This is a genomic window from Nonomuraea sp. NPDC003804 (genome assembly GCF_040610675.1).
GTDB lineage: Bacteria > Actinomycetota > Actinomycetes > Streptosporangiales > Streptosporangiaceae > Nonomuraea.
In genome coordinates this window covers 33,617-59,088 of the sequence record NZ_JBEXMT010000011.1, presented here as the reverse complement: position 1 = coordinate 59,088, position 25,472 = coordinate 33,617, and the positions used below count along the sequence as shown (strand labels likewise).

The 25,472-nt window shown below is 69.8% G+C and carries 29 protein-coding genes, 3 tRNA genes and 1 riboswitch; of the genes, 16 read left to right on the top strand and 16 right to left on the bottom strand.

The genetic code is table 11. The features are described from left to right. Nucleotides 1-239: 239 nt before the first annotated feature. Entirely contained in the window at nt 240-362 is a 123-nt protein-coding gene (locus ABZX22_RS17185; RefSeq protein WP_354909674.1) for a hypothetical protein, read from the top strand. Between the two features lie 203 nt (nt 363-565). Here ABZX22_RS17185 and ABZX22_RS17180 read toward each other — a convergent pair whose 3' ends face one another. Further along, nucleotides 566-1,054: a C40 family peptidase gene (locus ABZX22_RS17180; protein WP_354909672.1), complete on the bottom strand. Its 489-nt coding sequence runs from the start codon at nt 1,052-1,054 to the stop codon at nt 566-568. Nucleotides 1,055-1,216: 162 nt separating this feature from the next. Continuing rightward, nucleotides 1,217-1,360: riboswitch (cyclic di-AMP (ydaO/yuaA leader) on the bottom strand. Between the two features lie 100 nt (nt 1,361-1,460). Between ABZX22_RS17180 and ABZX22_RS17175 the strand changes: the two genes are divergently transcribed. The 3 genes from ABZX22_RS17175 to ABZX22_RS17165 all read left to right on the top strand — a co-directional run bounded on the left by ABZX22_RS17175 (nt 1,461) and on the right by ABZX22_RS17165 (nt 4,447). Next, nucleotides 1,461-2,513, top strand: a complete 1,053-nt coding sequence (locus tag ABZX22_RS17175) for a 3-isopropylmalate dehydrogenase (RefSeq protein ID WP_354909669.1) — start codon at nt 1,461-1,463, stop codon at nt 2,511-2,513. A gap of 209 nt (nt 2,514-2,722) precedes the next feature. Further along, nucleotides 2,723-3,820 carry a branched-chain amino acid aminotransferase gene (locus ABZX22_RS17170; protein WP_354909667.1) on the top strand — a complete coding sequence of 366 codons (1,098 nt, stop codon included), beginning with the start codon at nt 2,723-2,725 and terminating at the stop codon, nt 3,818-3,820. Between the two features lie 174 nt (nt 3,821-3,994). Further along, nucleotides 3,995-4,447 (top strand): hypothetical protein, encoded by a 453-nt coding sequence (locus ABZX22_RS17165; protein ID WP_354909665.1) that lies wholly within the window; start codon nt 3,995-3,997, stop codon nt 4,445-4,447. A gap of 5 nt (nt 4,448-4,452) precedes the next feature. On the opposite strand, the gene ABZX22_RS17160 is transcribed toward ABZX22_RS17165, so the two are convergent. The 4 genes from ABZX22_RS17160 to ABZX22_RS17145 form a co-directional block, all read right to left on the bottom strand. Further along, the gene (locus ABZX22_RS17160) at nt 4,453-5,241 is read right to left on the bottom strand and encodes a dienelactone hydrolase family protein (protein ID WP_354909663.1); all 789 of its coding nucleotides are present in this window, start codon (nt 5,239-5,241) and stop codon (nt 4,453-4,455) included. A 121-nt stretch (nt 5,242-5,362) separates the two neighbouring features. Further along, entirely contained in the window at nt 5,363-5,950 is a 588-nt protein-coding gene (locus ABZX22_RS17155; protein WP_354909660.1) for a GNAT family N-acetyltransferase, read from the bottom strand. 15 nt (nt 5,951-5,965) lie between these two features. Then, nucleotides 5,966-6,568 (bottom strand): Uma2 family endonuclease, encoded by a 603-nt coding sequence (locus tag ABZX22_RS17150; RefSeq protein WP_354909657.1) that lies wholly within the window; start codon nt 6,566-6,568, stop codon nt 5,966-5,968. An 82-nt stretch (nt 6,569-6,650) separates the two neighbouring features. Continuing rightward, nucleotides 6,651-7,295, bottom strand: coding sequence for an O-methyltransferase (locus tag ABZX22_RS17145; protein WP_354909654.1), 645 nt, complete (start codon nt 7,293-7,295; stop codon nt 6,651-6,653). A 69-nt stretch (nt 7,296-7,364) separates the two neighbouring features. Here ABZX22_RS17145 and ABZX22_RS17140 point away from each other — a divergent pair, with 69 nt between their 5' ends. Further along, nucleotides 7,365-8,015, top strand: coding sequence for a thioredoxin domain-containing protein (locus tag ABZX22_RS17140; RefSeq protein ID WP_354909652.1), 651 nt, complete (start codon nt 7,365-7,367; stop codon nt 8,013-8,015). 175 nt (nt 8,016-8,190) lie between these two features. Next, nucleotides 8,191-9,765 carry a citramalate synthase gene (cimA, locus tag ABZX22_RS17135; RefSeq protein ID WP_354909650.1) on the top strand — a complete coding sequence of 525 codons (1,575 nt, stop codon included), beginning with the start codon at nt 8,191-8,193 and terminating at the stop codon, nt 9,763-9,765. Nucleotides 9,766-9,954: 189 nt separating this feature from the next. On the opposite strand, the gene ABZX22_RS17130 is transcribed toward cimA, so the two are convergent. After that, nucleotides 9,955-11,586 carry a heparinase II/III family protein gene (locus ABZX22_RS17130; protein ID WP_354909648.1) on the bottom strand — a complete coding sequence of 544 codons (1,632 nt, stop codon included), beginning with the start codon at nt 11,584-11,586 and terminating at the stop codon, nt 9,955-9,957. 96 nt (nt 11,587-11,682) lie between these two features. On the opposite strand from ABZX22_RS17130, the gene ABZX22_RS17125 reads away from it, so the two are divergent. Then, on the top strand, nt 11,683-12,270 hold the full coding sequence (locus ABZX22_RS17125; protein ID WP_354909646.1) for an HD domain-containing protein: 588 nt from the start codon (nt 11,683-11,685) through the stop codon (nt 12,268-12,270). Between the two features lie 4 nt (nt 12,271-12,274). On the opposite strand, the gene ABZX22_RS17120 is transcribed toward ABZX22_RS17125, so the two are convergent. After that, nucleotides 12,275-12,655, bottom strand: coding sequence for an antibiotic biosynthesis monooxygenase (locus ABZX22_RS17120; protein ID WP_354909643.1), 381 nt, complete (start codon nt 12,653-12,655; stop codon nt 12,275-12,277). Nucleotides 12,656-12,798: 143 nt separating this feature from the next. On the opposite strand from ABZX22_RS17120, the gene ABZX22_RS17115 reads away from it, so the two are divergent. Beyond that, nucleotides 12,799-13,002, top strand: a complete 204-nt coding sequence (locus ABZX22_RS17115) for a cold-shock protein (RefSeq protein ID WP_354909641.1) — start codon at nt 12,799-12,801, stop codon at nt 13,000-13,002. A gap of 49 nt (nt 13,003-13,051) precedes the next feature. Here ABZX22_RS17115 and ABZX22_RS17110 read toward each other — a convergent pair whose 3' ends face one another. From ABZX22_RS17110 to ABZX22_RS17085, 6 genes are read right to left on the bottom strand one after another with little or no spacing between them, the layout of a single operon-like run. Continuing rightward, on the bottom strand, nt 13,052-13,633 hold the full coding sequence (locus ABZX22_RS17110; protein WP_354909640.1) for a hypothetical protein: 582 nt from the start codon (nt 13,631-13,633) through the stop codon (nt 13,052-13,054). Then, a complete protein-coding gene (locus tag ABZX22_RS17105) occupies nt 13,630-14,274 on the bottom strand; it encodes a DUF6286 domain-containing protein (RefSeq protein ID WP_354909638.1) in 645 nt (214 codons plus the stop codon). Before ABZX22_RS17105 ends, ABZX22_RS17110 begins: the two co-directional genes overlap by 4 nt. Beyond that, nucleotides 14,271-14,609, bottom strand: a complete 339-nt coding sequence (locus ABZX22_RS17100; RefSeq protein ID WP_354909637.1) for an Asp23/Gls24 family envelope stress response protein — start codon at nt 14,607-14,609, stop codon at nt 14,271-14,273. The genes ABZX22_RS17105 and ABZX22_RS17100 overlap by 4 nt, the downstream gene beginning before the upstream one ends. Then, nucleotides 14,606-14,794 (bottom strand): DUF2273 domain-containing protein, encoded by a 189-nt coding sequence (locus ABZX22_RS17095; RefSeq protein ID WP_354910065.1) that lies wholly within the window; start codon nt 14,792-14,794, stop codon nt 14,606-14,608. Before ABZX22_RS17095 ends, ABZX22_RS17100 begins: the two co-directional genes overlap by 4 nt. Continuing rightward, on the bottom strand, nt 14,794-15,069 hold the full coding sequence (locus ABZX22_RS17090) for a hypothetical protein (RefSeq protein WP_354909634.1): 276 nt from the start codon (nt 15,067-15,069) through the stop codon (nt 14,794-14,796). Before ABZX22_RS17090 ends, ABZX22_RS17095 begins: the two co-directional genes overlap by 1 nt. Then, a complete protein-coding gene (locus tag ABZX22_RS17085; protein WP_354910057.1) occupies nt 15,066-15,530 on the bottom strand; it encodes an Asp23/Gls24 family envelope stress response protein in 465 nt (154 codons plus the stop codon). The genes ABZX22_RS17090 and ABZX22_RS17085 overlap by 4 nt, the downstream gene beginning before the upstream one ends. A 147-nt stretch (nt 15,531-15,677) precedes the next feature. Between ABZX22_RS17085 and ABZX22_RS17080 the strand changes: the two genes are divergently transcribed. Together ABZX22_RS17080 and gltX are read left to right on the top strand one after the other, a co-directional pair. Next, complete coding sequence (locus ABZX22_RS17080; protein ID WP_354909632.1) at nt 15,678-16,442, top strand: fumarylacetoacetate hydrolase family protein; 765 nt, start codon at nt 15,678-15,680, stop codon at nt 16,440-16,442. Further along, nucleotides 16,435-17,811: a glutamate--tRNA ligase gene (gene gltX, locus ABZX22_RS17075; RefSeq protein ID WP_354909630.1), complete on the top strand. Its 1,377-nt coding sequence runs from the start codon at nt 16,435-16,437 to the stop codon at nt 17,809-17,811. The genes ABZX22_RS17080 and gltX overlap by 8 nt, the downstream gene beginning before the upstream one ends. Here gltX and ABZX22_RS17070 read toward each other — a convergent pair. Next, nucleotides 17,705-18,967, bottom strand: a complete 1,263-nt coding sequence (locus tag ABZX22_RS17070; protein WP_354909628.1) for an MATE family efflux transporter — start codon at nt 18,965-18,967, stop codon at nt 17,705-17,707. The genes gltX and ABZX22_RS17070 overlap by 107 nt on opposite strands. Nucleotides 18,968-19,021: 54 nt before the next feature. Here ABZX22_RS17070 and ABZX22_RS17065 point away from each other — a divergent pair, with 54 nt between their 5' ends. After that, entirely contained in the window at nt 19,022-19,582 is a 561-nt protein-coding gene (locus tag ABZX22_RS17065; RefSeq protein ID WP_354909625.1) for a PadR family transcriptional regulator, read from the top strand. 75 nt (nt 19,583-19,657) lie between these two features. Here the strand turns inward: ABZX22_RS17065 and ABZX22_RS17060 are convergent, their stop codons facing one another. Next, the gene (locus ABZX22_RS17060) at nt 19,658-21,628 is read right to left on the bottom strand and encodes a M3 family metallopeptidase (protein ID WP_354909622.1); all 1,971 of its coding nucleotides are present in this window, start codon (nt 21,626-21,628) and stop codon (nt 19,658-19,660) included. A 158-nt stretch (nt 21,629-21,786) separates the two neighbouring features. Here ABZX22_RS17060 and ABZX22_RS17055 point away from each other — a divergent pair. The 5 genes from ABZX22_RS17055 to ABZX22_RS17035 all read left to right on the top strand — a co-directional run bounded on the left by ABZX22_RS17055 (nt 21,787) and on the right by ABZX22_RS17035 (nt 23,992). Then, nucleotides 21,787-21,858: transfer RNA gene (locus tag ABZX22_RS17055), tRNA-Gln, on the top strand. A 148-nt stretch (nt 21,859-22,006) separates the two neighbouring features. Next, a tRNA-Glu gene (locus ABZX22_RS17050) sits at nt 22,007-22,082 on the top strand. A gap of 17 nt (nt 22,083-22,099) precedes the next feature. Beyond that, nucleotides 22,100-22,172 (top strand) — tRNA-Glu (locus ABZX22_RS17045). A gap of 84 nt (nt 22,173-22,256) precedes the next feature. Next, nucleotides 22,257-23,369, top strand: coding sequence for an ATP-binding protein (locus tag ABZX22_RS17040; protein WP_354909620.1), 1,113 nt, complete (start codon nt 22,257-22,259; stop codon nt 23,367-23,369). Further along, the gene (locus tag ABZX22_RS17035; RefSeq protein WP_354909617.1) at nt 23,360-23,992 is read left to right on the top strand and encodes a response regulator transcription factor; all 633 of its coding nucleotides are present in this window, start codon (nt 23,360-23,362) and stop codon (nt 23,990-23,992) included. Before ABZX22_RS17040 ends, ABZX22_RS17035 begins: the two co-directional genes overlap by 10 nt. On the opposite strand, the gene ABZX22_RS17030 is transcribed toward ABZX22_RS17035, so the two are convergent. After that, the gene (locus ABZX22_RS17030) at nt 23,982-25,349 is read right to left on the bottom strand and encodes a serine hydrolase domain-containing protein (RefSeq protein ID WP_354909615.1); all 1,368 of its coding nucleotides are present in this window, start codon (nt 25,347-25,349) and stop codon (nt 23,982-23,984) included. The two genes, ABZX22_RS17035 and ABZX22_RS17030, sit on opposite strands and share 11 nt — an antisense overlap. Nucleotides 25,350-25,472 lie beyond the last annotated feature (123 nt).

Below are 25,472 nucleotides of genomic sequence, written 5' to 3'. Positions count from 1 at the left end.
CAACGAGACAGCATGGACCGTGCCAGGTACTTTGGTAGGGATGCGCTGGGTACTCGTACTTATTACCTGCCGCGACGGGGCCTGTTAGGGCAGGTCGACTACCCGTCGCGGTGAGCGGCGTTGCGTCGGCCTTAAGTCCCCTTTCGTCCGGTCCGTGATCCGGACCGCACGAGACCAGGCCCGGTCGGATTCGCGACCGGGATCCGACGTCCGATTCCACTCGCGTCCGCGAAAACGAGATGAGCCACGTGTACGACATGTATCCATGGAACCGCGCCGACGACCACGAGGAAGAGGCCGCGCAGGCCCTCCAGACCGCCCTGGACCGCAGGGACAACGGCGGTTCCCCCTTCCCCGGCTGAGCGGGACCACCCTTCCTCCCGCTGGTTCTCCTGCTGGGCGGGAGCACCCTTTCCCCCTGAGGGCGCCGGCCGGCTTCCCCTGTTGAGCGGGACCACCCGGTGGAGGTCCCCCTGCTCCACCGGGGAGACCCCGGATCCCCCTCCGGGCGCGCGTCAGCCCGGAAACCGCCTCCGGTTCCCGGGCTGGTGCGCGCTCCGACGGGTCAGAACGTGGCTCGTAGCCCCACGGGCGCGGACGAGGACTTCGCCTCGACGAGCCGCGCCTGCTGCTTCACGCCCTTGGGGTCGGGCCGTACCGCGCCGACGAACGCCTGGCGCCGCCACGCGCTGAGCTTCTCCTCCTTCACCACGTCACCGCTGTGCGGTGCGTGCACCATGTAGCCGGGCTTCGAGATCATCCCGACGTGGCCCAGTCCGCTGAAGAAGACCAGGTCGCCGGGCTTCAGGTTGTTCCACGTGATCTTCTTGTCGTACGCCTGGTACTGGTCGGCGGCCACGCGAGGAAGCTCGATCCCCGCCTTCTTGTAGGCCTTCATCGTCAGTCCTGAGCAGTCGTAGCCGTTCGGCCCGGTGCCGCCCCAGACGTACGGCGTGCCCCGCTTGGCCATCGCGAAGTCGAGCGCGATCTGCCATGCGGGCTTGGGTGCCTTCTCGAGCTGGGCCTTCTTGATGTCCGCCCCGGTGAGGGTCACCGTACGAGCGGGGTCGTCCTGGACGGGCCGGTCGGTGCCGGGTTCGGCCGTGACCGGCTGCTTCGGGGCGGGAACGGGGGCGGCCGACGCGGGGGAGGCGGCGGCGATACCTGTGGCGAGGAGGCCGCCGACGACGGCAGCCGTGATGATGCGAGACAGGGGAATGTCCTTCCACGGGGCCGACCGGGTTAGCTGACGGGCTCGGGCGTGGAAGCCGCCCTACGGCATGGGGGTGCCGATTCGCCCCAGGGGGAATGGGTCCCCGGCTCCGTGCGAACGTCGCACCGGATTAGGCTGGCCGAGACTCTAACGAAAGGGTCAAAAGACCGCAAACACGACAAAACGCCTTGTCCAGACAATGAGATCAGGTGTTCGCCAGCCGAGACGACCCGGTAAGGTACCGGCCATGGAGTCGCGCAACATTCGTCTGGCCGTCATCCCCGGTGACGGGATCGGCACCGAGGTCGTCGCCGAAGGGCTCAAGGTCCTGGAGGCGGTCGGCGCCAAGATCGAGACCACCCACTACGATCTGGGCGCCACTCGCTACAACGCCACCGGCGAAACCCTGACCGACGAGACGCTGCAGGAGCTGCGCGGCTACGACGCCATCCTGCTCGGCGCGATCGGCGACCCCAGCGTCCCGCCGGGCGTCCTCGAGCGCGACCTGCTGCTGCGGCTCCGCTTCGAGCTCGACCACTACGTCAACCTGCGTCCGGTGAAGCTCTTCCCCGGCGTGACGACCCCGCTGGCCGACACCCGCCCCGAAGACATCGACATGATCGTCGTGCGCGAAGGCACCGAGAGCCTCTACGCGGGCGCCGGCGGCGTGCTGCGTCGCGGCACCCCGCACGAGATCGCCACCCAGGAGTCGCTCAACACCGCCTTCGGCGTCGAGCGCGTGGTCCGCTACGCCTTCGCCAAAGCCGCCGAGCGCCCCCGCAAGAAGCTCACGCTGGTCCACAAGACCAACGTGCTGACCTACGCCGGCGACCTGTGGATGCGCACCGTCAACCGGGTGGCCGCCGAGTTCCCCCAGGTCACGACCGACTACCAGCACATCGACGCGGCCTCGATGTTCTTCGTCAGCCAGCCCGAGCGCTTCGACGTGATCGTCACCGACAACCTCTTCGGCGACATCATCACCGACATCGGCGCCGCCATCGCCGGCGGCATCGGGCTGGCCGCCAGCGGCAACATCAACCCCGACCGGACCGCGCCCAGCATGTTCGAGCCGGTCCACGGCAGCGCGCCCGACATCGCCGGCCAGGGCAAGGCCGACCCCACCGCCACGATCCTGTCGGTGGCCATGATGCTCGACCACCTCGGCCTGACCGAGGAGGCGGCCCGCGTCGAGCAGGCCGTGGCCGACGACATCGTGGAGCGCCTCACCGGACGGGCCGGCCGTACGACGCACGAGATCGGTGACGACATCACCGCACGAGTAGCCGGCGGCGCCTGACCGCCTGCCACTCCAGCACCATAGGCGGCCTGGCGCCCTTCGGCCGGGTCCATACTGTCCGGGATCCGGCGAGCGCGTAGCCGCCTGGATACCACAATCAGCGCCTGGCGGCTCGCGAGAACGCCAGGCGTTTGCTGTAAGTTCCCGTTACCCGGTTCATCGCAAAATGGACTCAGGGCAAATCTCGCGGAAAGAGAAGGATTTCTGTCATGACCACCGCTCAGAAGCTCAGCTTCGATGTGCAGCTCTCCGACCACGCTCGCACCGCTGCGGAGCGCGAGCAGGTACTGGCGAACCCGGGGTTCGGACAGACCTTCACCGATCACATGATCTCGATCGACTACACCGAGGGCAGGGGCTGGCACGACGCGCGGCTCACGCCGTACGGGCCGCTCGTCCTCGACCCCGCCACCTCCGTCTTCCACTACGCGCAGGAGCTGTTCGAGGGGCTCAAGGCCTACCGCCAGGCCACCGGGTCGATCGTGACGTTCCGGCCCTACGCGAACGCCGGCCGCTTCAACGCCTCCTGCGGCCGCATGGCCATGCCGGAACTGCCCGAGGACACCTTCGTCGAGTCGCTCGACCTGCTCGTCCAGGCCGACCGCAACTGGGTGCCCACCACCGAGGGACACAGCCTCTACCTGCGGCCCTTCATCATCGCGACGCAGGTGGGGCTGGGCGTCAACTACCCGTCCAAGAGCTACCGGTACATGGTCATCGCCTCCCCCGCCGCCTCGTACTTCAGCGGCGGCGTGAAGCCGGTGTCGGTGTGGCTGTCCACCGAGTACACCCGCGCCGCCCCCGGCGGCACCGGCGCCGCCAAGTGCGGCGGCAACTACGCGGCGGCCTTCGTCGCCCAGCGTCAGGCCGTCGAGCAGGGCTGCGACCAGGTGGTCTGGCTCGACTCCAACGAGCACAGGTACGTCGAGGAGATGGGCGGGATGAACCTGTTCTTCGTCTTCGGCAACAAGCTCTTCACCCCCGAGCTGACCGGCACCCTGCTGCCCGGCATCACCCGCGACTCCATCCTCTCCCTGGCCGCCGACCTCGGCCTCGAAGCCGAGGAGGGCCGCCTGTCCATCGAGGAATGGCAGGCGGGCTGCGAGTCGGGCGAGCTCACCGAGGTGTTCGCGTGCGGCACGGCGGCGGTCGTGACGCCGGTCGGGTCGGTCAAGGGCGCGGACCGCGCCTGGACGATCGGCGACGGCACCCCCGGCCCCGTGACCATGAAGGTGCGCGAGGAACTGCTGGGCATCCAGTACGGCACCCGCCCCGACACCCACAACTGGATCCACAAGCTCTCCTGACGAGGAGACAGGCCTGCCGCCGCGGGGCTCCGGTCCGTCCTTCGGGTCGACCGGAGCCCCGCCTCGCGTAGGCCCACCCGTGGCCAGGGAATCTCCCTCGGAGACGAGAAGGCACGCTCCGCCCGGCGGTCAGAGAGACGATGGTCTTGAGCGGCGCCGCCCGAGGGGGAGCTCATGCACTGGCACTGTTACAGCTGGGTGGGGGTGGGCGACGAGCTGTGGCGGGAGGCGGAGCGCCGCCCCGTGCCGGGGACGGGCCGGCCGCCGGGGACCGCCCATCCGCTTCCCGAACCTGACCCGGCCCTGTTCAGCCGCTCGCACCTGCCGCCCATGCGGACCGGCGACTGGCTGTTGAAGCCCCGCTCGCGGATCTCGCTCACCGGCGACGAGGTGGGCCAGGTGCTGGCCTGGCTGCGCGCCCAGTACGCGCACGCGGAAGGGTCGTTCCTGCGGCCGGACCAGGAGGCGCGGATCGGAGTGGAGTACCGGCTGGAGGAGGCGGCCGGCCTGCTGGCGCGCGGGGTGGACGTGCAGTGGGGGATCTGGCTCCAGGGCGGCCGCTATCTGTGTCTCGGCGTCGTCTGCTGCCCCCACGCGCAGCTGCCTCACCCCTGTCCGGCGAGGTGACGGCGTCACGTTTCGCTGGTGAGACCGGCGTGCGTGCCGACGAAGTCAAGCGTCCGGCGCCACGCGTCGGCCGCCGCGTCCGCGAAGTCGCGGGCGGCGAGCTCGAAGAAGCCGTGCGGCGCGCCGGGGTAGGTGACGAACTCGTGCGGGCATCCGGCCGTGGTCAGGGCCTCGGCGAAGGCGTCGACCGTGGCGGGCGGGATGGCCTCGTCCGCTCCGCCCCAGAGGGCCAGGATGGGGGCGGTCAGGTCGGCGGCGAGCTGGGTGGGGCCGGGCGCGCCGTTGATCGCGTCGGGGAACCCGTAGAAGCCGACGGCGCCCGCCAGCCCGAACCGCGCGGCGGCGGAACGGAAGGCCTGGCGCCCGCCGAAACAGAAACCGAGCGAGAAGAGCGACCGGGCCTCGATCGACCGCACGTGCTCGGCCGCCGCATTGATGTCGGCGTCGAGGCTCGCGGGGGTGAGGCGGACCAGATGCGGCATGAGAACGGCCATGTCGTCGAATTCGGCACCGCGGCTGCGGTAATCGATGCCGGCGGTGCGGGCGAAATAGTCGATGGCCAGCGCGGTATGCCCTTGTTCGGCGAGCCGGATGGTGAGCGTTTCATAAAAGACGGACAGGCCCTTGTTGTCGGGCAGCACCAGCACGGCCGCCCCCGACGGCCGTTCGGGACGGGCGAGATAGGCGCCGACCAGGGCGCCGTCGGTGGCGGTGAGCGTCAGCGGGCCGGCCTCGGCGACCTGGGTGACGGCGGGGCCGGGCACGGGGGGAAGGGCGGCGGCGTCATAACACATGAGAAATTCCTCGCGGTGGGAGTTGAACGACCGCGAGGAAGGCTAACAAGAAATACACCGCCTATTTCTCAGCATAGCAGGCGGAAATAAATTTATCGCAACTGTTCGGGCCTGTTTTCGGTCACCGGGTCGAGCTGGAATTGCGGCCGGCTTCCCATTCGGCCTTGGTCAGGGCGTATTCGACCTCGCCCTCCTCGGACCCGTCGATGCTCTCCGGCCAGTCCTGGAAGAAGGTCCGTACGAACCGCAGCCCCGACTTCTCCATCACGCGCCTGGATCCGGTGTTCACCGACATCGTGAAGGCGGTCACCCGCTCCACGCCCTGTTCGGTGAAGCCGCGCTCGATGAGCGCGCGCGAGCCCTCGGTGCCGAAGCCCTTGCCCCACGCCGGCCTCCGCAGCCGGTAGCCGAGCTCGATCTCGCCAGGAGGGGCGTCCCGCTGCGGCCTGAAGTGGAACCAGCCGATGAACTCGCCCGTGGCCTTCTCCTCGGCCCCCCAGAAGCCGAAGCCGCCGGGCCGCTCGTAGTAGGCCAGGAGCCTGGGCAGTGTGACGTCCCTGATCTCCTCGCGGGCGACGGGCTTGCCGCCGTTGAGGAAGCGCATGACGTCGGGGTCGTTGTCGAGTTCGACGAGGTTGTCGAGGTCGTCAGGGGTGAGGCGGCGCAGGATCAGCCGCTCGGTCTCGAGAACAAGGTGCACGCCGGGCATTCTTACGGGGCCAGGTCACCCGGGCGAACCGGTTTTCGGCTCGTCCGCGTCGAAGAGCTGGCCGGTGTCGATGGTGAGCTTCCATGGTTCGGGCAGGTCGAGGGGCGCGCCCAGTGCCACTTCGACCTTCTGCTGGTAGCGGCCACCGACAGGGTCGCTGAACAGGAGAACGACGGCCCGATCGGGATCGATGAGCAGGTAGAGCGGAACCTTCGCCTTGGCGTACTCGCGAGGCTTGGCGACGTAGTCGTCGTTGACGCTGGAGGGGGATACCACCTCGACCACGAGCTTCGTCTCTTCGCCGTAGACCTCGTCGGCGCCCCACATGCGGGGGTTGCGCGGGACGATGGTCAGATCGGGAACGTAGCGATCGGCCTGCGGGCCAAGGAAGACCTTGATATTGGTCCAGAGCTTCCACCCGTTGGCGGCGACCACGGCGACGATCTGCAGCAGCAGGTTGGAGATGATGTCGTTGTGAACTCCTGTTGGCACCTCGTTCACCACGATCCGGCCGTCGACGACTTCGACGCGGTAGTAGGGCAACAGGTCACAGACGCGTTTGTAGGCCTCCTGCATTGTCGGCTTCTCTGTGGTCGGTCGTTCCAGAACCTTGGCCATGGGACCATCATCCCCTCCGGGAGGTCGAGCGCAACGTGTTCAGCGCACGACGGATCGTAACCAAGGCTTGACTGTCTTTTGGCTAATTCTTTCGAATCATCGTCAGCCCGTCCGCGACCGGCAGGATCACCGACGTCACGCGAGGGTCGTTCCTGACCAGGTCGTTGAACTCGCGCATGCTCCGCGTCGCCGCGTCCTCGTAGGACGGGTCGGCGACGTACCCGTTCCACAGCGTGTTGTCCACCATGATCACCCCGCCGGGGCCGAGCCGCTCCATCACCAGTTCGTAGTACGTCGGGTACTGCGCCTTGTCGGCGTCGATGAAGGCCAGGCCGATCTCCTCCTTCAGCTCACGCAACGCGTCGGCCGCCGGCCCGATGGTGAGCGTGATGCGTGCGGCGACCCCGGCCTTCTCCCAGTAGCGCCTGGCGATCGACGTCCACTCCTCGCTCACGTCGAAGCAGCGCAGCCGCCCGCCGGACAGCCCGCGCGCGATGCAGAGCGAGGAGTATCCGGTGAACGTGCCGACCTCCACGGCCAGGGACGGCCGCACGAGTTGTGTGATCATGGTGAGGAAGCGACCTTGGTCGGGTGAGATCTGCATACCGGCGTGGCTGCCGGTGACTTCCCTGGTCTCGGCGGCAAGCTGGTCCAGCAGGTCGTCGGGCGGGGTGGAGTGGGACATGATGTACTGCCCGACGGCGGGTGAGAGGTACGACGCCTTCATGAGGCCCATTCTTCCCACCGGGATAGGCTGACACGCGGTCGAAAACGGATCTTATGGGCGGAGCCATACGTGGAGTTGACGGAGGAGAAGCGGGGTCGTCCCCGGTTGATGGCCGCTTTCGTGGCGCTGGCCGTCCTGGCGGGACTGCTGATCATCGCCGCTCTCCCGAAGGGGAGCGCCGCGGCGGAGGTCAGGCTCGTCCGGCAGGCGGACGGATCCATGCTGCTGGCCAGGCCGGGCGTCGAGGCGCCGGTGCTCGACGTGTTCGAGGACTTCGACTGCCCCTACTGCAAGCAGCTGCACGACACCTCGGAGGCCAAGATCGAGCAGATGGTCGACGAGGGCAGGCTCAGGGTCGTCTTCCACGCCGTGACGATCTTCAGGGAGGAGCCGTCGCGCTCGAACTCCATCAGGGCCGCGGCCGCCGCGCGCTGCGTTCCCTCCGCCAGCTGGCTGGCCTTCCGCTCCCAGATGTACGCCATCCAGCCGACCCCGCACGGCCAGGCGTCGGGCTACTCGGTCGAGGAACTCGTCGAGGCGGGCAGGAAGGCGGGCGTGACCGACTCGGCGTTCGCCGAGTGCGTGACCACGCAGCGGCACGCCGACCAGCACCTCGAGGACAACGCCAGGATCAGGATCGACGGCACGCCGACGCTGCTGCTCGACGGGCGGCCCATCCGTGACCTGTCGGCCCTCGACGACCAGGGCACGTCGGTCTGATGTCTCGGAGTGTGAGATCGATGTGCCAGATGGTGAGTCCGTATGGCAGACTCGCTAGCACCATGTACTTCGGTCTGCTCATTATCGGCAGGCGCGCTGGCTGACAAAGGACAGAGCCAGCGCGCAGACCTCTCACGTCCGTGAGGGGTCTTTTTCTTTTCCTCAGGAGATCTCGATGGCCGACGACCGCTTCCACGTCTACGACACCACGCTGCGAGATGGCGCACAGCAGGAGGGCCTGAACCTCAGCGTCGCCGACAAGCTCGCTGTCGCGCGTCACCTGGACGGGCTGGGCGTCGGCTTCATCGAGGGGGGCTGGCCCGGCGCCAACCCCAAGGACACCGAGTTCTTCAGGCGCGCTCGAACCGAGCTCGACCTGAACCACGCGCAGCTAGCCGCGTTCGGCGCGACCCGCCGGGCCGGTGTGAAGGCAGCCGACGACCCATTGGTGGCCGCTCTGCGCGAATCCGGCGCGCCGGTCGTGACCCTTGTCGCCAAGAGTCACGACCGGCACGTGGAGCTGGCCCTCCGTACGAGTCTCCAGGAGAACCTCGCGATGATCCGCGACACGGTTTCTCACCTTCGTGCGGAGGGTCAGCGTGTCTTCCTCGACGCCGAGCACTTCTTCGACGGCTACAACTCCAACCCAGCCTACGCGCTGGAGGTGCTGAGGACCGCCGCCGAGGCCGGGGCCGACGTCATCGCCCTGTGCGACACCAACGGCGGCATGCTGCCCGACGAGCTCGCCGACGTGGTGCACGCGGCCGTGCAGACCGGTGCCCGCGTCGGCATCCACTGCCACGACGACACGGGCTGCGCGGTGGCCAACACGCTGGCCGCCGTCAAGGCGGGCGCCACGCACGTGCAGGGCTGCGCCAACGGCTACGGCGAGCGCTCCGGCAACGCCAACCTCTTCACCGTCGTGGCCAACCTGCAGCTCAAGCGCGGGTTCGACCTGGTGCCGGCGGCGGCGCTGGCCGACATGACCCGCATCGCCCACGCGATCACCGAGGTCACCAACGTGACCCCCAACTCCCACGCCCCCTACGTGGGCACCTCGGCCTTCGCGCACAAGGCGGGCCTGCACGCCAGCGCCATCAAGGTCGACCCGAACCTCTACCAGCACATCGACCCCGCGCTGGTCGGCAACGACATGCGCATGCTGGTCTCCGACATGGCCGGCCGCGCCTCGGTCGAGCTCAAGGGCCGTGAGCTGGGTTACGAACTGACCCCCGAGTCCACCAAGACGCTCGTGGGCAGGGTGAAGGACCTGGAGGCCAAGGGCTACACCTTCGAGGCCGCCGACGCCTCCTTCGAGCTGCTGCTGCGCGACACCGTCCACGGCGCTCGCAGGCGCCACTTCGAGGTCGAGTCGTGGCGGGTGATCGTGGAGCGCACCAAGGGCGGCGAGGTGATCAGCGAGGCCACCGTCAAGGTCCACGCCAAGGGTGAGCGCATCGTCGCCACCGGCGAGGGCAACGGCCCGGTCAACGCGCTGGACAAGGCGGTCCGGCTGGCCCTGGAGAAGCTCTACCCCGAACTGGCCAAGCTGGAGCTGGTCGACTACAAGGTCCGCATCCTGGAGGGCTCGCACGGCACGGGCGCCATCACCCGCGTCCTCATCACCTCCAGCGACGAGAGCGGCGAGTGGGCGACCGTGGGCGTCGACGAGAACATCATCGAGGCCAGCTGGCAGGCGCTGGAGCAGGCGGTCACCTTCGGCCTGCTGCGCTCGGGCCGCGAGCTGTAGCGAATACCGCGGGCTGTAGCGAACCCGCGGGCTGTTGTGAACCCGCGGGCTGTTGTGAACCCGCGGGCGCCGGCGGATCCGGACGCCGGACCCGGCCCGCGGTCCCGGCCCAACCCTGGCCGAATCCCGGCCCAACCCCGGCCCAACCCCGGCCGGACTCGGCCGGGATGCCGGGTGGGCCGGTGACGGCTAGAAGATCGAGGCCTTGAAGGTGACCGGGCCGTCAGCGGCCTGCACGGTCACCTTCCCCCCTGCGCACGACACCTTGGGCTGGTCCGTGCCCGGCACGATCACCGTCAGGACGGACCGCGCGGCAGGCGAGACGACCGCGGTGGCCGGGTTCTTGGACATGTACGTCGGCGACACCCAGCCGAGGCTGCCGCCCCGCTCGACCTTCTGCCCGCCGAGCGGCTTGCAGTCCGCCAGCTGCACCAGGCTGACCTTGAACTTGCCGTCGCCCAGCACCACCTTGCCGCCGGCGTTGGAGACCTGCTTGAGCGCCGAGTCGAAGCGCCAGATGCTGCTGACCTTCTTGCCGCCGCCCGCCGTGTCGAGCACGGCCATCACGTCCTGGTCGTGGTTGACGAGCACCGACCTGGTACGGCTGACGCCGTACGCCTTGTCGGTGAGCTGGTAGCGCTGCCTGTCCTTGTCGTAGGAGGTCTTCACCAGCCTGGTGGCGGTCCTGGGCCGGAAGCGGGCGCCGACCACGGTCGGGACGTTGTGCGCCTCGGGGGACATGGTCCAGTACCTGTAGCGGGTGGACTCGTAGGAGTGGAAGCCCGCGTCGACCAGCACGTCCCTGCCGTGGGCGAAGTAGGTGAGGCCGAGGTGGTCCTCGTGGCCGTGGAATTTGGCGCCCGGACCGAACCTGATGGAGTAGTGCGCCGCTTCGGGCTTGTTCCAGGCGGTCCTGCCGTACGCGTAGCCGGCCTTGAAGACCTTGACCTTCTCCGACGGGTTGGGGAAGCCGGTGGGCTCGTGGTCGGCGCCGCCGTCGCCGATCGGCACCATGTAGCCGTTGGGCCTGGTGGAGTGCATGATGAAGGTGCCCAGCCTGCCCCAGCGTTCGGCGATCTCGCCCGGCACCTTGCGACCGCAGTCCTTGAGGTTGTCCATCGCGACCTTGAGCCGGTCGTGGACGTAGATGGCGTAGCGGGGGGCCTGCTCCATCAGCGCGCCCTGCGAGTCGATGTCGAGCCGCACGGTCTTGGTCAGCCGCTTGATCGCGTGGTCCTGCCAGCGCCTGTCGCCGAGGCGGCAGCCGATGCCGAGCAGCGCGATGTCCTGGTCGATGCCGTGGTTGTGGCCCCACTCGTAGAGGCGGTCGTCGCCCAGGACCCTGGCGTGCTCGACCAGGCTCTGCTTGAGCCACGGGGCGTCGACGTGCTTGCTCAGGCACACCAGGGCCGGGGTGCGCAGGGCGATGGGATGCTCGGCCCACGCGTAGGGGCTGGCGGGGGAGCGGCGGGGGTTGTCCTTGACCCAGTCCTTGGCGATCTCGGTGGCCCTGGCGAGATAGCGCGCGTCGCCGTTGCCCTCGTACTCGGCGACCAGGCGGCCCATCCAGCGCAGGGAGTGGAACACCATGCCCCAGGACCGGTTGCGGTAGGGGTTGGTGCGCCAGTCGACGTCCTGGCCGATCTTGACGGGCGGCAGGTCGAGGAAGGAGATCTCGCCCTTCATGACGTCACCGGCGGTCGGCGTGGCGGGCAGCCAGTCGCCCTGGCACTCGGCGGTGCGTTTCACGGCCGCGCTCGCGGGGTGGACCAGCCCTCCAAGGGCGAGCAGGAGGGCAAGGGGGAGAGCGAGGCGGCGCACGCCAGATCCTTCCGGAACGAACCGAGGGGGCGGAACATGCTGTCCGGAATAAGATCACCTGGTCAAGCCGGGATGGGACATCGTTATCGTGACGGCATGAACATCGTGATTCCCGACACGACGGCCTGCCGTATGTCGCTCGAAGTCGCCACTGCCTTCCATACGCCGGCGCTGCTCAACCACTCCGTCCGCGCCTACGTCTGGGCCGCCGCCTACGCGCGGGACCGTGCCATCTCCTTCGACGCCGAGCTGCTCTACGTGTCGGCGATGCTGCACGATCTGGGCCTCGCGAAGGCCTTCGACAACCACTCCGTGCCCTTCGAGGAGGCGGGAGGGCACGTGGCGTGGGTGTTCGGCGCGGGCGCCGGCTGGCCCGTCGAGCGGCGGCAGCGCGCGGCCGAGGTGATCGTCCGGCACATGTGGGACGAGGTGGACGTCGAGAAGGACCCCGAAGGGCACCTGCTCGAACTGTCCACCAGCATGGACATCTCCGGGCGCGGCACCGAGGCCATCCCCGCCGGGCTGCGCGACGAGGTGCTGGCGCGCTACCCGCGGCTCGGCCTCGCGAAGGAGTTCGTCGCCTGCTTCGAGAGCCAGGCCGAGCGCAAGCCGGACAGCCTGGCGGCGACGTTCGTGCGCGGCGGGTTCGCCGCCCGCGTGGCGGCCAACCCGCTGGACCGCTAGATCCCTAGGACTTGGGGCCCGCGCTCTGGACGACCTCGAAGGACCAGAGCTCCGAGCCCGTGGCGGCGGGGCCCTGGCCGTGACCGTGACCCTGCCCCTGGCCGTGCCCGTGGCCCTGGCCCTGCGCCTGCCCCTGCGCGTCGGCCTGGGCCTGCGCGTGCCCGGCCTCGAAGGCTCTGCTGGACTGCCAGTTCTGGAAGTCCTCCTCGCTGCGCCAGCGGGTGTAGACGAGGTAGGTGTCGGTGCCCTCGACGGGGCGCAGCAGCTCGAACCACTCGAAGCCGTCGGAGGACTCGACCATCCCGGCCCGCCCGGAGAAGCGGCGTTCGAGCTCCTCGCGCATCTCCGCCGGGACGGACAGCACGTTGATCTTCACTACGGACATGGGATCCACCCTCCCATACGTCATCTTTTTGCCCGCCATTGGCGCTGAGCTTCACACTTTGGTCTGCCACATCGCGGAATGCGGGGTAGGGTCCGCAACGCAGCCTCGCGCACAGTGGCGAGGCTCATCAGAAGGAGAAGCAGTTGTCTGAAGGCACCGTGAAGTGGTTCAACGCCGAGAAGGGCTTCGGGTTCATCGCGCCCGACGACGGTAGCGCGGACGTTTTCGTCCACTACTCGGCCATCGCCACCAGCGGCTACCGCTCGCTCGAGGAGAACCAGCGGGTCTCGTTCGAGACCACTCGCGGCCCCAAGGGGCTGCAGGCCGAGGACGTCGTCCCGCTGTAACCGAATGCTGTAACCGAACGGAGGCGGGGTCCCGGCGGGCCCCGCCTCGTCATTTCACCACCCGCTTCGGCGGCGCCGGCCGTTCCAGGTCGACCCGCGCCACCGCCGGCAGCAGGTCGGTCGCCAGCGCCTGCATGACGTGCGGCACGGTCACCGTGGCCAGCTGGTGCCGCAGCACGCTGATCGGCACCCTGTCGTCGGCGGTCACGCGCAGCCGCAGCCGGGGCCGGTCCCTGTCGCCCGCCAGCGTCGCGCGGGCCGCCTGCACCGACGGCAGCGCGCACAGCTCGGTCGAGGCGGCCTTGGCCACCGCCTGGGCGGCGACCGTGGTCTCGCCCTCCGTGCCGCTGTCCACCCTGATCTCTCCCAGCGTGTCCGTACGGCCCTGCGCCACCAGCCAGCGCATCCCGACCAGCGCCACGATCACCGCGAGCACGGCCAGCGCCCACCAGATCCACGGCGAGTACCTGGCGAAGAAGTCGATGACCGGCCGGCCGACCAGCGGCTCGGCCGCCGGCGCCCAGTCCTGCGGCAGCACGCGCAGCCCGCGCGCCAGCGCCAGGCCGCCGCCGACGACGAACAGCAGGCCGAGGACGGCCAGCCCGGTACGGTTGCCGCGCCCCGTCGTCATCGCCGCTCCTTCATCGAGACGGACACGCGGTGGTCGGCGATGGGGTCGAGCGCCTCGATCCTGGCGGTCACCGCGTGCAGCACGGCCTCCGACAGTCTGGCGTCGTCCCAGCCCGAGGCGCGGGCGACGACGGTCACGCTGCCCCGCCGTACGGTGGCCTTGGCCGAGTGCACGCCGGGCACGTCCTCCGCCGCGCGGGCGAGCGCGGCGGCGAACCCTCTCGGGCGCAGCCCGATGACGAGGTCGGGGTCGCCGGTGTGCACGGGCACCGTGCGGACGCGCCCGCCGCGCAGGGCCAGGATTAGCAGCACGAGTCCGACGAGCACCAGCACGGCGGCCCCGGCGAGGACCGCGGGCTGGTCCCATCGCGTCGTCGTCGCCCACGACAGCAGGACACCCTGCGGGAGCCAGCTCACCGGCCGCCCGGTGAGCGTCGTGACGATCTCGACGGCCGCGACGAACCCGACCGCCGCCAGCGCCAGCGCGGCCAGCGACGCCGGGATCGTCCTGCGCGACCTGAACGCGTGCCGCGCCGCCCGGTCGGCGGCCGGATAGGGTGGCGGGACGGGCTGCGCTCCGGGCGCCGCGGGATGCGGGACCGTCGGCCACCCCTCCTCCTCCGGTACGGCCGGCAGCGTCATGGCCGGACCTCCAGGCTCGTCACGCGCACGTCGACCTGCGCCACCTCGAGGCCGGTCAGCTCCAGCACCCTGCGCGCGACGTGCCCCCTGATCTCCGCGGCCACGGCGGAGATGAGCGAGGGGTACTCGAGCGCCACGTCCAGCCAGATCATGGTCAGGTCGCCGTCGACCCGGGCCACGGGGGCGTGCCGGCGGGCGACCGCGCGCACCATGTCCACCTCGCCGGCGGCCTGAAGGGCGATTCCGGAGACGACCCGCTCGCCGATGCGGGTACGGCCCCGCTGCTCGGCGGGCACCCGCTGGGCGGGGATGACGATCGAGGCGCTCGTGGTCATCGTCGCCTCGAGGAGAAGCCCGACAGGTCGATCGCGCCGGTCTCGGCCATGCGACCGATCAGGAGCCCAAGCCCGCCCAGCACGAGGACCAGCAAGAACGCGCTCAGGCCGCCGAAGGCGGCGGTGAGGCCGAGGATGATGCCGACGGCCATGCCGATGATCGGCAGCACGTGGATGGTGCTCATCAGTCCTCCAGGTCGTCGATCGCCACGTTGACGGGGCGGCTGCCGACCAGCGGCGCGACGGCCATGCGCACCTCGTCGGCGGTGATGTACAGGGGACGGCCGCCCTTGGCGACGATGGCGATCTCCACCTGGTCGTCGCGGACGGCCACGCCGGCCAGCCGCTCGCCGGGAAGGTACGTCGCCACGGTGCCGTACGGGCCGCCCGAGAGCGCCGACACGCCCGGGCAGTTCCGCACCCGCTCGGCGATGGCGTGGGCCAGCCCGTCGTCGGTCATTGGACTCGTGACTCCCGCTGGCCCGAGCTGTCGGGGAGCCTGGCCGACTCGGGCAGGTGGACGTCGTTCACGTTGACGTTCACCTCGGTCACCTCGAGGCCGGTCATGCGCTCGATGGCTGCTATCACGTTCCTGCGGACGGCGCCGGCCAGGTCGGGGATGGCCGCGCCGTACTCCACGATGAGGTCGAGGTCGACCGCCGCCTGGCGCTCGCCGACCTCCACCTGCACGCCCTGGGTGACGCTCCGCTCCGCGCCGACCATGCCGCGCATGGCGCCGATGGCGCGCCCGGCGCCGCCGCCCATGTCGTGGACGCCGGCCACCTCGCGCGCGGCGAGTCCGGCGATCTTCGCGACCACGCCGTCGGCGATGGTGGTCCTGCCCTGCTCGGTGACGAGGGTGTCGTTCTGTGTCCTCGCTCGCGGCACGGTGGTCGTCGTGCTGCCGCTGTTGCTGGGCATCGCTTCTGCCACGATCGGTCACCCCCGCTCGGGAAACGAGTCTCTCGTCCTGTTGCCGGGTGATTGTTGGCCATTCGCGGTTTAAAGGGGGTTTTGGCGATTAATGGAGCCGCCGAGGCATCGGGTGGACGGCACTAGCCTTGTCATGTGCGTATAGCGAGGTTCTCCACAGGCGACGAGGTCGTCTTCGGCGTGGTCGAAGGCGATGTCGTCTCAGCGATCGCCGGGCACCCCTTCAACCAGGTCCAGTTCACCGGTGAGCGCTACCCGCTCGCCGATGTGCGGCTGCTGGCCCCGATGCTGCCCAGCAAGGTCATCGCCATCGGCAGAAACTACGCCGAGCACGCCAAGGAGCTCGGCAACGAGGTGCCCGAGGAGCCGCTCATCTTCATGAAGCCCTCCACCTCGGTCATCGGCCACGGCGACGCGATCGCCTACCCCACCGCCCAGTCGCAACGGGTCGACTACGAGGGCGAGCTGGCGGTGGTGATCGGCAGGCTCTGCCGCGAGGTGCCGGTCGAGCGCGCCAAGGACGTCATCTTCGGCTACACCTGCGCGAACGATGTCACCGCTCGCGACCTGCAGAAGAAGGACGTGCAGTTCACCAGGGCGAAGGGGTTCGACACCTTCTGCCCGATCGGGCCGTGGATCCAGACCGACCTCGACCCCGCCGACCTGGCCCTGACCACCACGGTCAACGGCGAGGTCCGGCAGAGCGGTCGCACCTCCCAGCTCATCAACGACATCCCCGCGCTGGTGGCCTATGTCAGCGCGGTCATGACGCTGATTCCCGGTGACGTCATCCTGACCGGTACCCCCGCGGGTGTGGGCCCGCTCGAGATCGGGGACGAGGTCAGCGTCGGCATCGAAGGCATCGGCACTCTGACGAACAAGGTGGTCTCTCGTGACTGAAGTACGGGTGCGCTTCGCCCCGTCTCCCACTGGCATGTTCCACGTCGGCGGCGCCCGCACGGCGCTGTTCAACTGGGCGCTGGCCGAGCAGTCCGGCGGCAGGTTCGTGCTGCGCATCGAGGACACCGACGCCACGCGTAACCGCCCCGAGTGGACCGAGGGCATCATCTCGGCGCTCGACTGGATCGGCATCAACGGCACCAACCCGGTCTTCGAGGGCCCCTACTTCCAGTCGGCCTTCGAGCCGCAGCACCGGGAGGCCGTCGCCAAGCTGCTGGCCGACGGCAGGGCCTACTACTGCGACTGCACCCGCGAGGACCTGGTCGCGCGCACGGGCTCCGAGCACAAGGGCTACGACGGCTTCTGCCGTGAGCGTGGCCTGACCTCGGGCGCGGTCCGCTTCCGCACGCCCGACGAGGGCGTCACGGTCGTCGACGACGTCATCCGCGGCCGGGTGGAGTTCCCCAACAGCGCGCAGGAGGACTTCGTCATCGCGCGCACCGACGGCTCGCCGCTCTACGTCATCGCCAACGCGGTCGACGACATCACCCAGAACATCACCCACGTCGTGCGGGGGGAGGAGCACCTGGGCAACGCCGCCAAGCAGATGCTGCTGTGGCCCGCGCTCGGCGCCAGGCCGCCGGTGTGGGCGCACCTGCCGGTGATCGTCAACGAGCAGCGTAAGAAGCTGTCGAAGCGGCGCGACAAGGTGGCGCTGGAGTCCTACCGCGAGGAGGGCTACCTCGCCGAGGCGATGGTCAACTACCTCATGCTGCTCGGCTGGGGCACCGGCGAGGACCGCGAGATCATGCCGTGGGCCGACATGATGCCCAGGTTCCGCCTGGAGGACGTCAACTCCGCCAGCGCCTTCTTCGACGAGAAGAAGCTGCGGGCCTTCAACGGCGAGTACATCCGGGCCCTGCCGCTGGAGACCTTCGAGGAGCGCTGCCTGCCGTACCTCGACCCCTCGTGGGACGCCGAGCTGTTCAGCAAGGTCGCCGTGCTGGCCCAGACCCGCATCGCCGTGCTGTCGGAGATCAGGTCGAACGTGGAGTTCCTGTTCGTCGAGGAGCCGGTCTTCGACCATGCCTCGTGGGACAAGGCGATGAAGGCGAACGCCCCCGAGATCATCGAGGCCTACCTGGAGCGGCTGGAGACGGTCAACTGGGATCCCGAGTCGCTCAAGGAGGCGCTGGAGGACGTCGGCGTCGCCCTGGGCGGGCTCAAGCTCAGCAAGACCCAGGCCCCGGTGCGCGTGGCGATCACCGGCCGGACGGTGGGCCTGCCGCTGTTCGAGTCGATCGAGGTGCTGGGGCGGGAGCGCTCGCGCGAGCGCCTGCGCGCCGCACTGGCGCGACTGCGAGGCTGAGCGTGGTCCCGGCCGCCATCGCGAGCCAGACCCCGGTGACACCGAGCCACGAGCTCAGCAGATAGGCGAGGGGCAGCTGTACGGCGAAGCCCGCCAGCGTGGCGGCGAGCAGTCGGCTGCCCCTTCCGCTCGCCTGGGCCACCCCGCCGGCCGCGATGAGGCCGCCGAAGGGCACCAGGTAGAGCGTCATCCAGCGCAGGAAGCTGACGGCGGCGGCGGAGTCGTCGGTGAAGAGAGCCGCGGCGGGCTCGGCGACGGCGTTGAGCACCAGCGCCACCAGCGCGCCGCAGGCCAGTCCCGTCACGAGCGGCGAGCCGGTCGCCTCCGAGCGGGCCGTACGGATCATGGCGGCCTGCCGCAGGGCGTAGAACGCCATCACACCCGCCAGCATGATCTTCATGCCGATGCCGTACCCGGCCTGCGCGGCGACGCCGAAACGGGCGACGATCTCGATGAGGAGCAGCCCGACCAGGGCGCGGGCCAGGAAGTCCGCTGAGATCGGCAGGCCGGTCCTGAGGATCTCCCAGGCGCCTTCACCGCCCCCGGCGTCGCGGGGCGCCATCTTCGCGAGCGTCCGCAGGGAGACCGCCAGCGTGATGGCGCGCGCGAGCACGGTGGCCAGCGCGGCGCCCTGGACGCCCATGCCCGCGCCGTAGATGAACACCGGGTCGAGCACGATGACCAGCGCGTTGCAGATCAGCGCGTTGCGCATCGGGATCCTGGTGTTGCCGAGCCCCTTGACCACGCCGTCGGCCAGCGACTGCGCGAAGTAGATCGGCAGGCCCGCCATCGAGATCAGGAAGAAGTCGGCGGTCAGCGCGGCCGAGGCGGCGTCGGCGGTGAGCAGTCGCGCCAGCGGCTCGCGCAGCAGCAGGCCGGGAACCGCGACCGCGGCCGAACCCACCAGCCACAGCCGCCAGCCCGACCTGATCAGCGGCGCGATGGGAGCCTTGCCGTCCCTGCGGCCGACCAGCACGGTGACGCCGGTGACGAGGGACATGATCAGCCCGTAGGCGAAGTACTCGGTGGTGGTCGCCACGGTCACCGCCGCCACGGCGGCGTCGCCGAGGCTGGAGACCCAGAGCAGGTCGATGACGCTCACCGCGACGACCGCGGTGAGCAACTCCACGTAGATGGGCAGGGCCAGACGGATCACGACTTACCTCGATTCGCTATATCTCGTTTAGAGGTATAGCGATACGATGCGCCCATGGCAAGTGGCGGGGATCTGACGCTGATGATCCTGGGATTCCTCAACCAGCGGCCGATGCACGGCTACGAGCTCAAGTCGCGGCTGGCCGCGCTCACCGGGCACCTGCGCCCGGTCAGTGACGGCGCGCTCTACCCGGCCATCGCGCGGATGGAGAGCAAGGGGCTGCTGGAACGGCACGAGGAGGAGGGCGCGGCCGCGGCGCGCAGGCAGGTGCTCACCATCACCGCCGAAGGGCGGGAGGAGCTGATGCGGCGGCTGCGGGAACCGGCCGAGCTGGACATCAGCGACCAGACGCGCTTCTTCGCGCTGCTGACGTTCCTGTCGGCGCTGGAGGACCCTTCACTCCAGGCCGAGGTGCTGCGCAGGCGTCTGGCCTTCCTGGACAGGCCGACGAGCTTCTTCTACGAGGACGGCAGGCCGCTACGGGCCGAGGAGACCCCCGACCCGTTCCATCGCGGCATGCTGCTGATCGCCCGAGCCACCGGCACGGCCGAGCGCGACTGGCTCAGGGCGACCATCGCGGAGCTGACGGGCTCCGGCCGGGTCGGCGACCCGTGAGCAGGAGCCGCCCGCCGGCGCGGGCCGGCAACGCGTGAGCGGCGGCCGCCCGGCCGGGACCGGGGGCGGCGGCTGCTAGTCGAGACCGCGGCGCTTGAGCAGCGGCTCGATGCGCGGGTCGCGCCCGCGGAAGTTGCGGAAGGCGGTCAGCGGGTCCATCCCGCCACCACGCGACAGCAGCTCCTTGCGGAAGTGGTCGCCGTTCTCCCTGGCGAGCCCGCCGTTCTCCTTGAACCACTCCACGCTCTCGGCGTCGAGCACCTCGCTCCAGATGTAGGAGTAGTAGCCGGCGCTGTAGCCGCCGGCGAAGATGTGGGCGAAGTAGTTGGTCCGGTAGCGCGGCCTGACCAGCGGGAAGGCGATCTGGGCCGCCTCCAGCGCGGCCGCCTCGAACGCCTCGGCGTCCGCCACGCTCTCGCCCGGCGCGAGCCTGTGCCATGCCCAGTCGAGCAGCGTGGCGGCCAGGTACTCGACCGTCATGAAGCCCTGGTTGAACTTCTCCGCCGCCTTCATCTTCTCCACCAGCTCGGCGGGCATGGGCTCGCCGGTCTCGTGGTGCTTGGCGTAGTTGGCGAGGATCTCCGGCCAGGTCGTCCACATCTCGTTGACCTGCGAGGGGTACTCCACGAAGTCGCGGGGCACGTTGGTGCCCGACACCCGGGGGTAGCGCACCTCGGAGAACAGGCCGTGCAGGGCGTGGCCGAACTCGTGGAAGGCGGTGTTGACCTCGTCGTAGGTGAGCAGGGTCGGGCCGCTCGCGGGCTTGGTGATGTTGAGGTTGTTCATCACCACCGGCTTGTCGCCGAACAGGTACGACTGGTCGACGAGGTTGTTCATCCACGCGCCGCCGCGCTTGGTGGCCCTGGCGTAGGGGTCGAGCGCGAACAGGCCGAGCGGCGAGCCGTCCTCGTTGAACACCTCGAAGATCGTCATGTCCTCGTGGTAGCCCTTGAGGTCGGGCCGCTCGGTGAAGGTCACGCCGTACAGCTGGGTCGCGGCGTGGAAGACGCCGTCCCTGAAGACCCTGTTGAGCTCGAAGTAGGGCCGCATCGCGTCGGCGTCGAAGTCGTAGCGCGCCTTGCGCACCCTCTCGGCGTAGAACGACCAGTCCCACGGCTCGATCTCGAACCCGGCCTGCTCGGCCAGCGCCTCCGCCTCCTTCCTGGCGTTGCGGACGGCCGGCCCGACGAGCTGGCCGAGCATCTCCTCGACCGCCTCGACGGTCTTGGCCGTCTGGTCGGCCACGACGTAGGCGGCGTGGGAGGGGAAGCCGAGCAGGGCGGCGCGCTCGGCGCGCAGGGTCGCCATCCTGACGGCCAGCTCCAGGTTGGGCCGGGCCCGCTCCACGCTGAGCGTGTAGAGCCTGCGCCTGGTCTCCCTGTCGGTCAGCTGGGCGAGCCCCGGCTGGTTGGTGAAGTTGAGCAGCGGCAGGACGTAGCGGCCGTCCTCCTGGCGGATCGCCGCGATCTGGGCCTCGTCGAAGCCGTCGAGCTCCTTGGGGTCCGTCACGACCAGGGCTTCTTCGGTGGAGGCCTTGAGCAGGTTCTGCGAGAACTCGGTGGAGAGCCTGGACAGCTCCTCGTTGAGCTCCCTCAGCCTGGCCTGCTCCTGCTCGCCCAGGTCGGCGCCGGCGCGGATGAAGTCCTCACGGTACTTCTCCAGCAGCCACGCCTCCTCGGCGTCCTCGGTGGTGACCCGTTTGATCCGCTCCCACAGGGCGCGGTTGAGCCTGACCTCGTCGCTGTGCTTGGTCAGCCGAGGGGAGACCTCGGTCTCGATGGCCATGATGCCGTCGGTCGAGTTGGACGCGGCGATGCTGAAGAAGACGGTCGCGGTCCTGTTGAGGATCTGTCCCGAGCGTTCGAGCGCCGCGATGGTGTTGTCGAAGGTGGGCGCTTCGGGGTTGTTCGCGATCGCGTCGACCTCGGCCAGGTGGTCGGCCATGCCGCGCTCGAAGGCCGGCAGGTAGTGCTCCTCGCTGATCTCCTCGAACCGGGGCAGCTGGTAGGGCAGGCTGCTGGGGGCGAAGAACGGGTTCTCAGCCAACGCTAGGGCTCCTCCACGTGGTGTTTTGTCCTCTTCAGCTTGGCACGAGCGAGCCGCGGACGCGCTGGTTGAGCAATCGTTTTGGCCTTGTGCCCCTACCTGGGCTATTCTTTCGGAGTCGCCAGCGAGCGGATCCCGACAGGGAAACGTGAGCGCGGTGGGGTATGGTGTAATTGGCAACACGACTGATTCTGGTTCAGTTATTCTAGGTTCGAGTCCTGGTACCCCAGCTCTGCAAACGGATGTCCGCACATGGACATCCGTTTTTGCGTTTCCGCGACATGCCTGGTGGGTAGGCCGTCAGTTTGGCTGTGCTCCACGAGGTGCGGTACAGTTACATCCGTTGCCGGGGAGACCCGGCACATCGCTTGTGGACAGGGTCCCGTCGTCTAGTGGCCCAGGACGCCGCCCTCTCAAGGCGGTAGCGCCGGTTCGAATCCGGTCGGGACTACCACTGTCGCAAGCCGCTTCGGTCCCGTCGTCTAGTGGCCCAGGACGCCGCCCTCTCAAGGCGGTAGCGCCGGTTCGAATCCGGTCGGGACTACATCGGCAGAAACCCGGATGTCCGCTGGCATCCGGGTTTCTTCGTTTTCCGGGTGGATCGCCGGCCCTGGCTAGACTCCGCCTCATGCGACGATCGGCCACGACGCTTTCCCGGCGCGCGATCGGCCTGATCGCAGGCGTTCCCACCGGGCTGGCCGGGCTCGGCTGGTGCGGCCTCGCCTGGGTGGCGGGGGAGCGCCGCGCCCGCACGGTCACCGCCACCCTCGTGCGGCTGGAGCGGGCCCGCCTGGCCGCCTGGTACGACCACCACGCGGGCGGTGCCCGGGGCGGCCGCGCCTACCTGGCGCTGCGCGGCCTGACCGGCCTGCTGGGCGGCTACCTGGCCGCCATGGGGGCGTTCGTCGCCGCCCTCCTCCTGTACGGCGGCGCCGCCCAGCTGGCGTCAGGGGAGGCGGACCTGCTGCCGCTGGAGTTCCCCGGCCTCCGCCTGATCGGCAGCAGCTGGGCCTACGGGCTCGTCCTCGGCGCGATCGTCCTGGCGCTGACCGGCGCCTGGAGCGCCGCGGTGATCGGTGTCGAGCGCCACCTCGCCGACCGCTTCCTCGGCCCCGATCCGAACGAGGCCATGACCCGCCGGATCGCGGAGCTGACCGTCTCCCGCTCCGGCATCGTCCGCGCGGTCGACGAGGAGCGCAGGCGGATCGAGCGCGACCTGCACGACGGGGTCCAGCAGCGGGGCGTGGCCCTGGCGATGCTGCTCGGCCGCGCCCGCCACACCGCCGACCCCGCCCTGCTCGACGAGGCCTACGTCGAGTCCAGGAGACTGCTCGACGAGTTGCGGAGCGTGGCCTGGCGGGTCTATCCCACCGCGCTCGACACGCTGGGGCTGCGGGAGGCGCTGACCGAGGTGGCCGACCGCTCGGCCGTACCGGTGCGCGTCGCGTACGCGGTCGGCGGGCGGCCGGCGCCGGAGATCGAGACCGCCGTCTACTTCGTGGCCAGGGAGGCCGTCACGAACGCGAACAAGCACGCGGAGGCAGGCCTGATCGTGGTCGAGGTGCGCGCACGGGAGGGGGAGGTGGCCGTGACGATCACCGATGACGGCAGGGGCGGCGCCGTACCGGGCGGTGGTCTGTCGGGGCTGGAGCGGCGGGTGCGCGCGCTGGACGGCAGCTTCGCCGTCGACAGCCCGCCGGGCGGCCCGACCACGGTGACGGCGAGGCTGCCGTGCGCCTGATCCTCGCCGACGACTCCGTGCTGCTCAGGGAAGGGCTGGCCCGGCTCCTGCAGGACGCCGGACACGAGGTGACGGCCGCGGTGGGCGACGCTGACGCGCTCATGGCCGCCGTGGCCGAGCACCGGCCCGACGTGGCGGTGATCGACGTGCGCATGCCGCCCTCCCACACCGACGAGGGGCTGAGGGCGGCGCTGGAGATCCGCGTCAGGTGGCCGGAGGTGGGCGTGCTCGTGCTCTCGCAGTACGTCGAGCAGGCCTCGGCGGCACGGCTGCTGGCCGGGCCCTCGGAGGGCCTCGGCTACCTGCTGAAGGACAGGGTCTCGGAGGTGGCCGAGTTCCTCGACTCGGTCGAGCGGGTCGGGTCGGGCGGCACGGTGTTCGACCCCGACGTCGTCCGGCGGCTGCTGGCGGCCGCGCCGCTCGGCACACTGTCCCCCCGCGAGCGGGCCGTGCTCGAACACCTGGCCACCGGCATGGTGAACACCGCGATCGCCGAGCGGTTGCACGTGTCGCAGAGCACGGTCGAGAAGCACGTCAACGCCGTCTTCGACAAGCTCGGGCTCGCGCCGACGCCCGGCTACAGCCGCAGGGTCCTGGCCATCCTCCGCTACCTCAACGGCTGAGCCGCACGGCCGTCACCACCACGCCCGCGGCGGCGGCCGTCACCAGCCAGAGCATGAACGTGGGGTACAGGTAGAACACCTGGATCCACATGGCGTCGCGCCCCCGGGCCAGGAACCTGAAGACGGGCGCCGCCGCCGCGCACAGCGCCAGGGGCGCCAGGAGCGGCAGCACCCACAACCGCCCCCATCCCGTACGGCGGGCCGCCCACCGCCGCGAGCGGGCCAGGCCGCGCGCCGCCAGGGCGACGGTCACCAGCGTCAGCAGCAGGAACACCAGGTCGGTGACCAGGTAAGGGTCCGACGGCGGCTCGGGGGTGCCGCCCTCGATCATGGCGACGAGACCGTCGAGGAGGGCGGAGCTGTCGCCGAAGGCCATGCCGGTGTTGGCCATGACCGCGATGCCGTAGCCGGACTCCGGCATGAGCAGTTGCTCGGCGGTCGAGGTGAACAGCTCGCCGCTGTGCCCGATCACCGGGTTTCCGCGCGGGGTCCTACCGATCGACCAGCCCAGCGCGTAGGTGTCGTTCTGCCGGGACGGCGTGCGCAGCTCCGCCGTGCTCGCGGGCGAGACGATCCCGGAGCGTTGCGCGATCAGCCATCTGGCCATGTCGTTCGCCGTGCTGATCACGCCGCCGGAGCCGTTGCCGAAGCCGGGCGGCTCGGGCACGGCGACCGCCTGCCCGAGGACGGTGAGGTGGCCGCGCGCGCTGTCCGGCATGTCGCGCTCGGTGTCGATCGTGCTGCTGTGGCTCATGCCGAGGGGGGTGAACACGTGGGTCTTGAGGTAGGCCGCGAACGGCTCCCCGCTGACCACCTCGACCAGCCGCGCGGCCACCTGGTAGTTGGTGTTGTGGTAGCTGAAGGCGGTGCCGGGCGCGGTGGCGAGCCGGGCGTCCTTCAGTCGCGCCACGGCGCCCTGGAGGGAGTCCGGCTGGGGCAGGCTCTTCTCGCGGAAGGTGGTGTCGGCCATGCCCGAGGTCTGGTTCAGCAGCTGGCGAACGGTGATCCGCGCGGCTCGTGGATCGGCCATCGTGAACTCGGGCAGGTAGCCGCGCACCGGCTGGTCGAGCCGGATCGTGCCCTTCTCCACCAGCTGCATGACGGCGAGCGAGGTGAACGACTTGCTCACCGAGGCGACGGCCATGGGGGTGTCGGCGGTCAACGGGGTGCCCGAGGCGGTCCTGCCGTACCCGGTGGCGTGGACGACCTTGGATCCCCGGGTGATCGCGACCGCCACCCCCGGCAGGCCCGTCCTCTCCTGGTAATCGGCGACGTAGGCGTCGACCTGGGCGGGGGTGATGTCCACGGCTGGTGGCGGGGCGGCGAGGAAGAGCGCGGTCAAGACGGCTGTGAGCATGCGCCGACGCTAGTGACGGCGGCGTGCCCGCGACCATGGCGAGAATCCTCCGCGTTCGTTACGGGAAACCGCCAGTTGACTAGATAGTGAAGCTATCCAATAATGGAGAGTGTCACTATCTAA

What these genes read in the sequence shown, in the direction of transcription:
- ABZX22_RS17185 (WP_354909674.1), top strand. Translation starts at nt 240, where the DNA reads ATGAGCCACGTGTACGACATGTATCCATGGAACCGCGCCGACGACCAC.
- ABZX22_RS17175 (WP_354909669.1), top strand. Translation starts at nt 1,461, where the DNA reads ATGGAGTCGCGCAACATTCGTCTGGCCGTCATCCCCGGTGACGGGATC.
- ABZX22_RS17170 (WP_354909667.1), top strand. Translation starts at nt 2,723, where the DNA reads ATGACCACCGCTCAGAAGCTCAGCTTCGATGTGCAGCTCTCCGACCAC.
- ABZX22_RS17165 (WP_354909665.1), top strand. Translation starts at nt 3,995, where the DNA reads ATGCACTGGCACTGTTACAGCTGGGTGGGGGTGGGCGACGAGCTGTGG.
- ABZX22_RS17160 (WP_354909663.1), bottom strand. Translation starts at nt 5,241, where the DNA reads ATGTGTTATGACGCCGCCGCCCTTCCCCCCGTGCCCGGCCCCGCCGTC.
- ABZX22_RS17155 (WP_354909660.1), bottom strand. Translation starts at nt 5,950, where the DNA reads ATGCCCGGCGTGCACCTTGTTCTCGAGACCGAGCGGCTGATCCTGCGC.
- ABZX22_RS17150 (WP_354909657.1), bottom strand. Translation starts at nt 6,568, where the DNA reads ATGGCCAAGGTTCTGGAACGACCGACCACAGAGAAGCCGACAATGCAG.
- ABZX22_RS17145 (WP_354909654.1), bottom strand. Translation starts at nt 7,295, where the DNA reads ATGAAGGCGTCGTACCTCTCACCCGCCGTCGGGCAGTACATCATGTCC.
- cimA (WP_354909650.1), top strand. Translation starts at nt 8,191, where the DNA reads ATGGCCGACGACCGCTTCCACGTCTACGACACCACGCTGCGAGATGGC.
- ABZX22_RS17125 (WP_354909646.1), top strand. Translation starts at nt 11,683, where the DNA reads ATGAACATCGTGATTCCCGACACGACGGCCTGCCGTATGTCGCTCGAA.
- ABZX22_RS17120 (WP_354909643.1), bottom strand. Translation starts at nt 12,655, where the DNA reads ATGTCCGTAGTGAAGATCAACGTGCTGTCCGTCCCGGCGGAGATGCGC.
- ABZX22_RS17110 (WP_354909640.1), bottom strand. Translation starts at nt 13,633, where the DNA reads ATGACGACGGGGCGCGGCAACCGTACCGGGCTGGCCGTCCTCGGCCTG.
- ABZX22_RS17105 (WP_354909638.1), bottom strand. Translation starts at nt 14,274, where the DNA reads ATGACGCTGCCGGCCGTACCGGAGGAGGAGGGGTGGCCGACGGTCCCG.
- ABZX22_RS17100 (WP_354909637.1), bottom strand. Translation starts at nt 14,609, where the DNA reads ATGACCACGAGCGCCTCGATCGTCATCCCCGCCCAGCGGGTGCCCGCC.
- ABZX22_RS17095 (WP_354910065.1), bottom strand. Translation starts at nt 14,794, where the DNA reads ATGAGCACCATCCACGTGCTGCCGATCATCGGCATGGCCGTCGGCATC.
- ABZX22_RS17090 (WP_354909634.1), bottom strand. Translation starts at nt 15,069, where the DNA reads ATGACCGACGACGGGCTGGCCCACGCCATCGCCGAGCGGGTGCGGAAC.
- ABZX22_RS17085 (WP_354910057.1), bottom strand. Translation starts at nt 15,530, where the DNA reads ATGCCCAGCAACAGCGGCAGCACGACGACCACCGTGCCGCGAGCGAGG.
- ABZX22_RS17065 (WP_354909625.1), top strand. Translation starts at nt 19,022, where the DNA reads ATGGCAAGTGGCGGGGATCTGACGCTGATGATCCTGGGATTCCTCAAC.
- ABZX22_RS17040 (WP_354909620.1), top strand. Translation starts at nt 22,257, where the DNA reads ATGCGACGATCGGCCACGACGCTTTCCCGGCGCGCGATCGGCCTGATC.
- ABZX22_RS17030 (WP_354909615.1), bottom strand. Translation starts at nt 25,349, where the DNA reads ATGCTCACAGCCGTCTTGACCGCGCTCTTCCTCGCCGCCCCGCCACCA.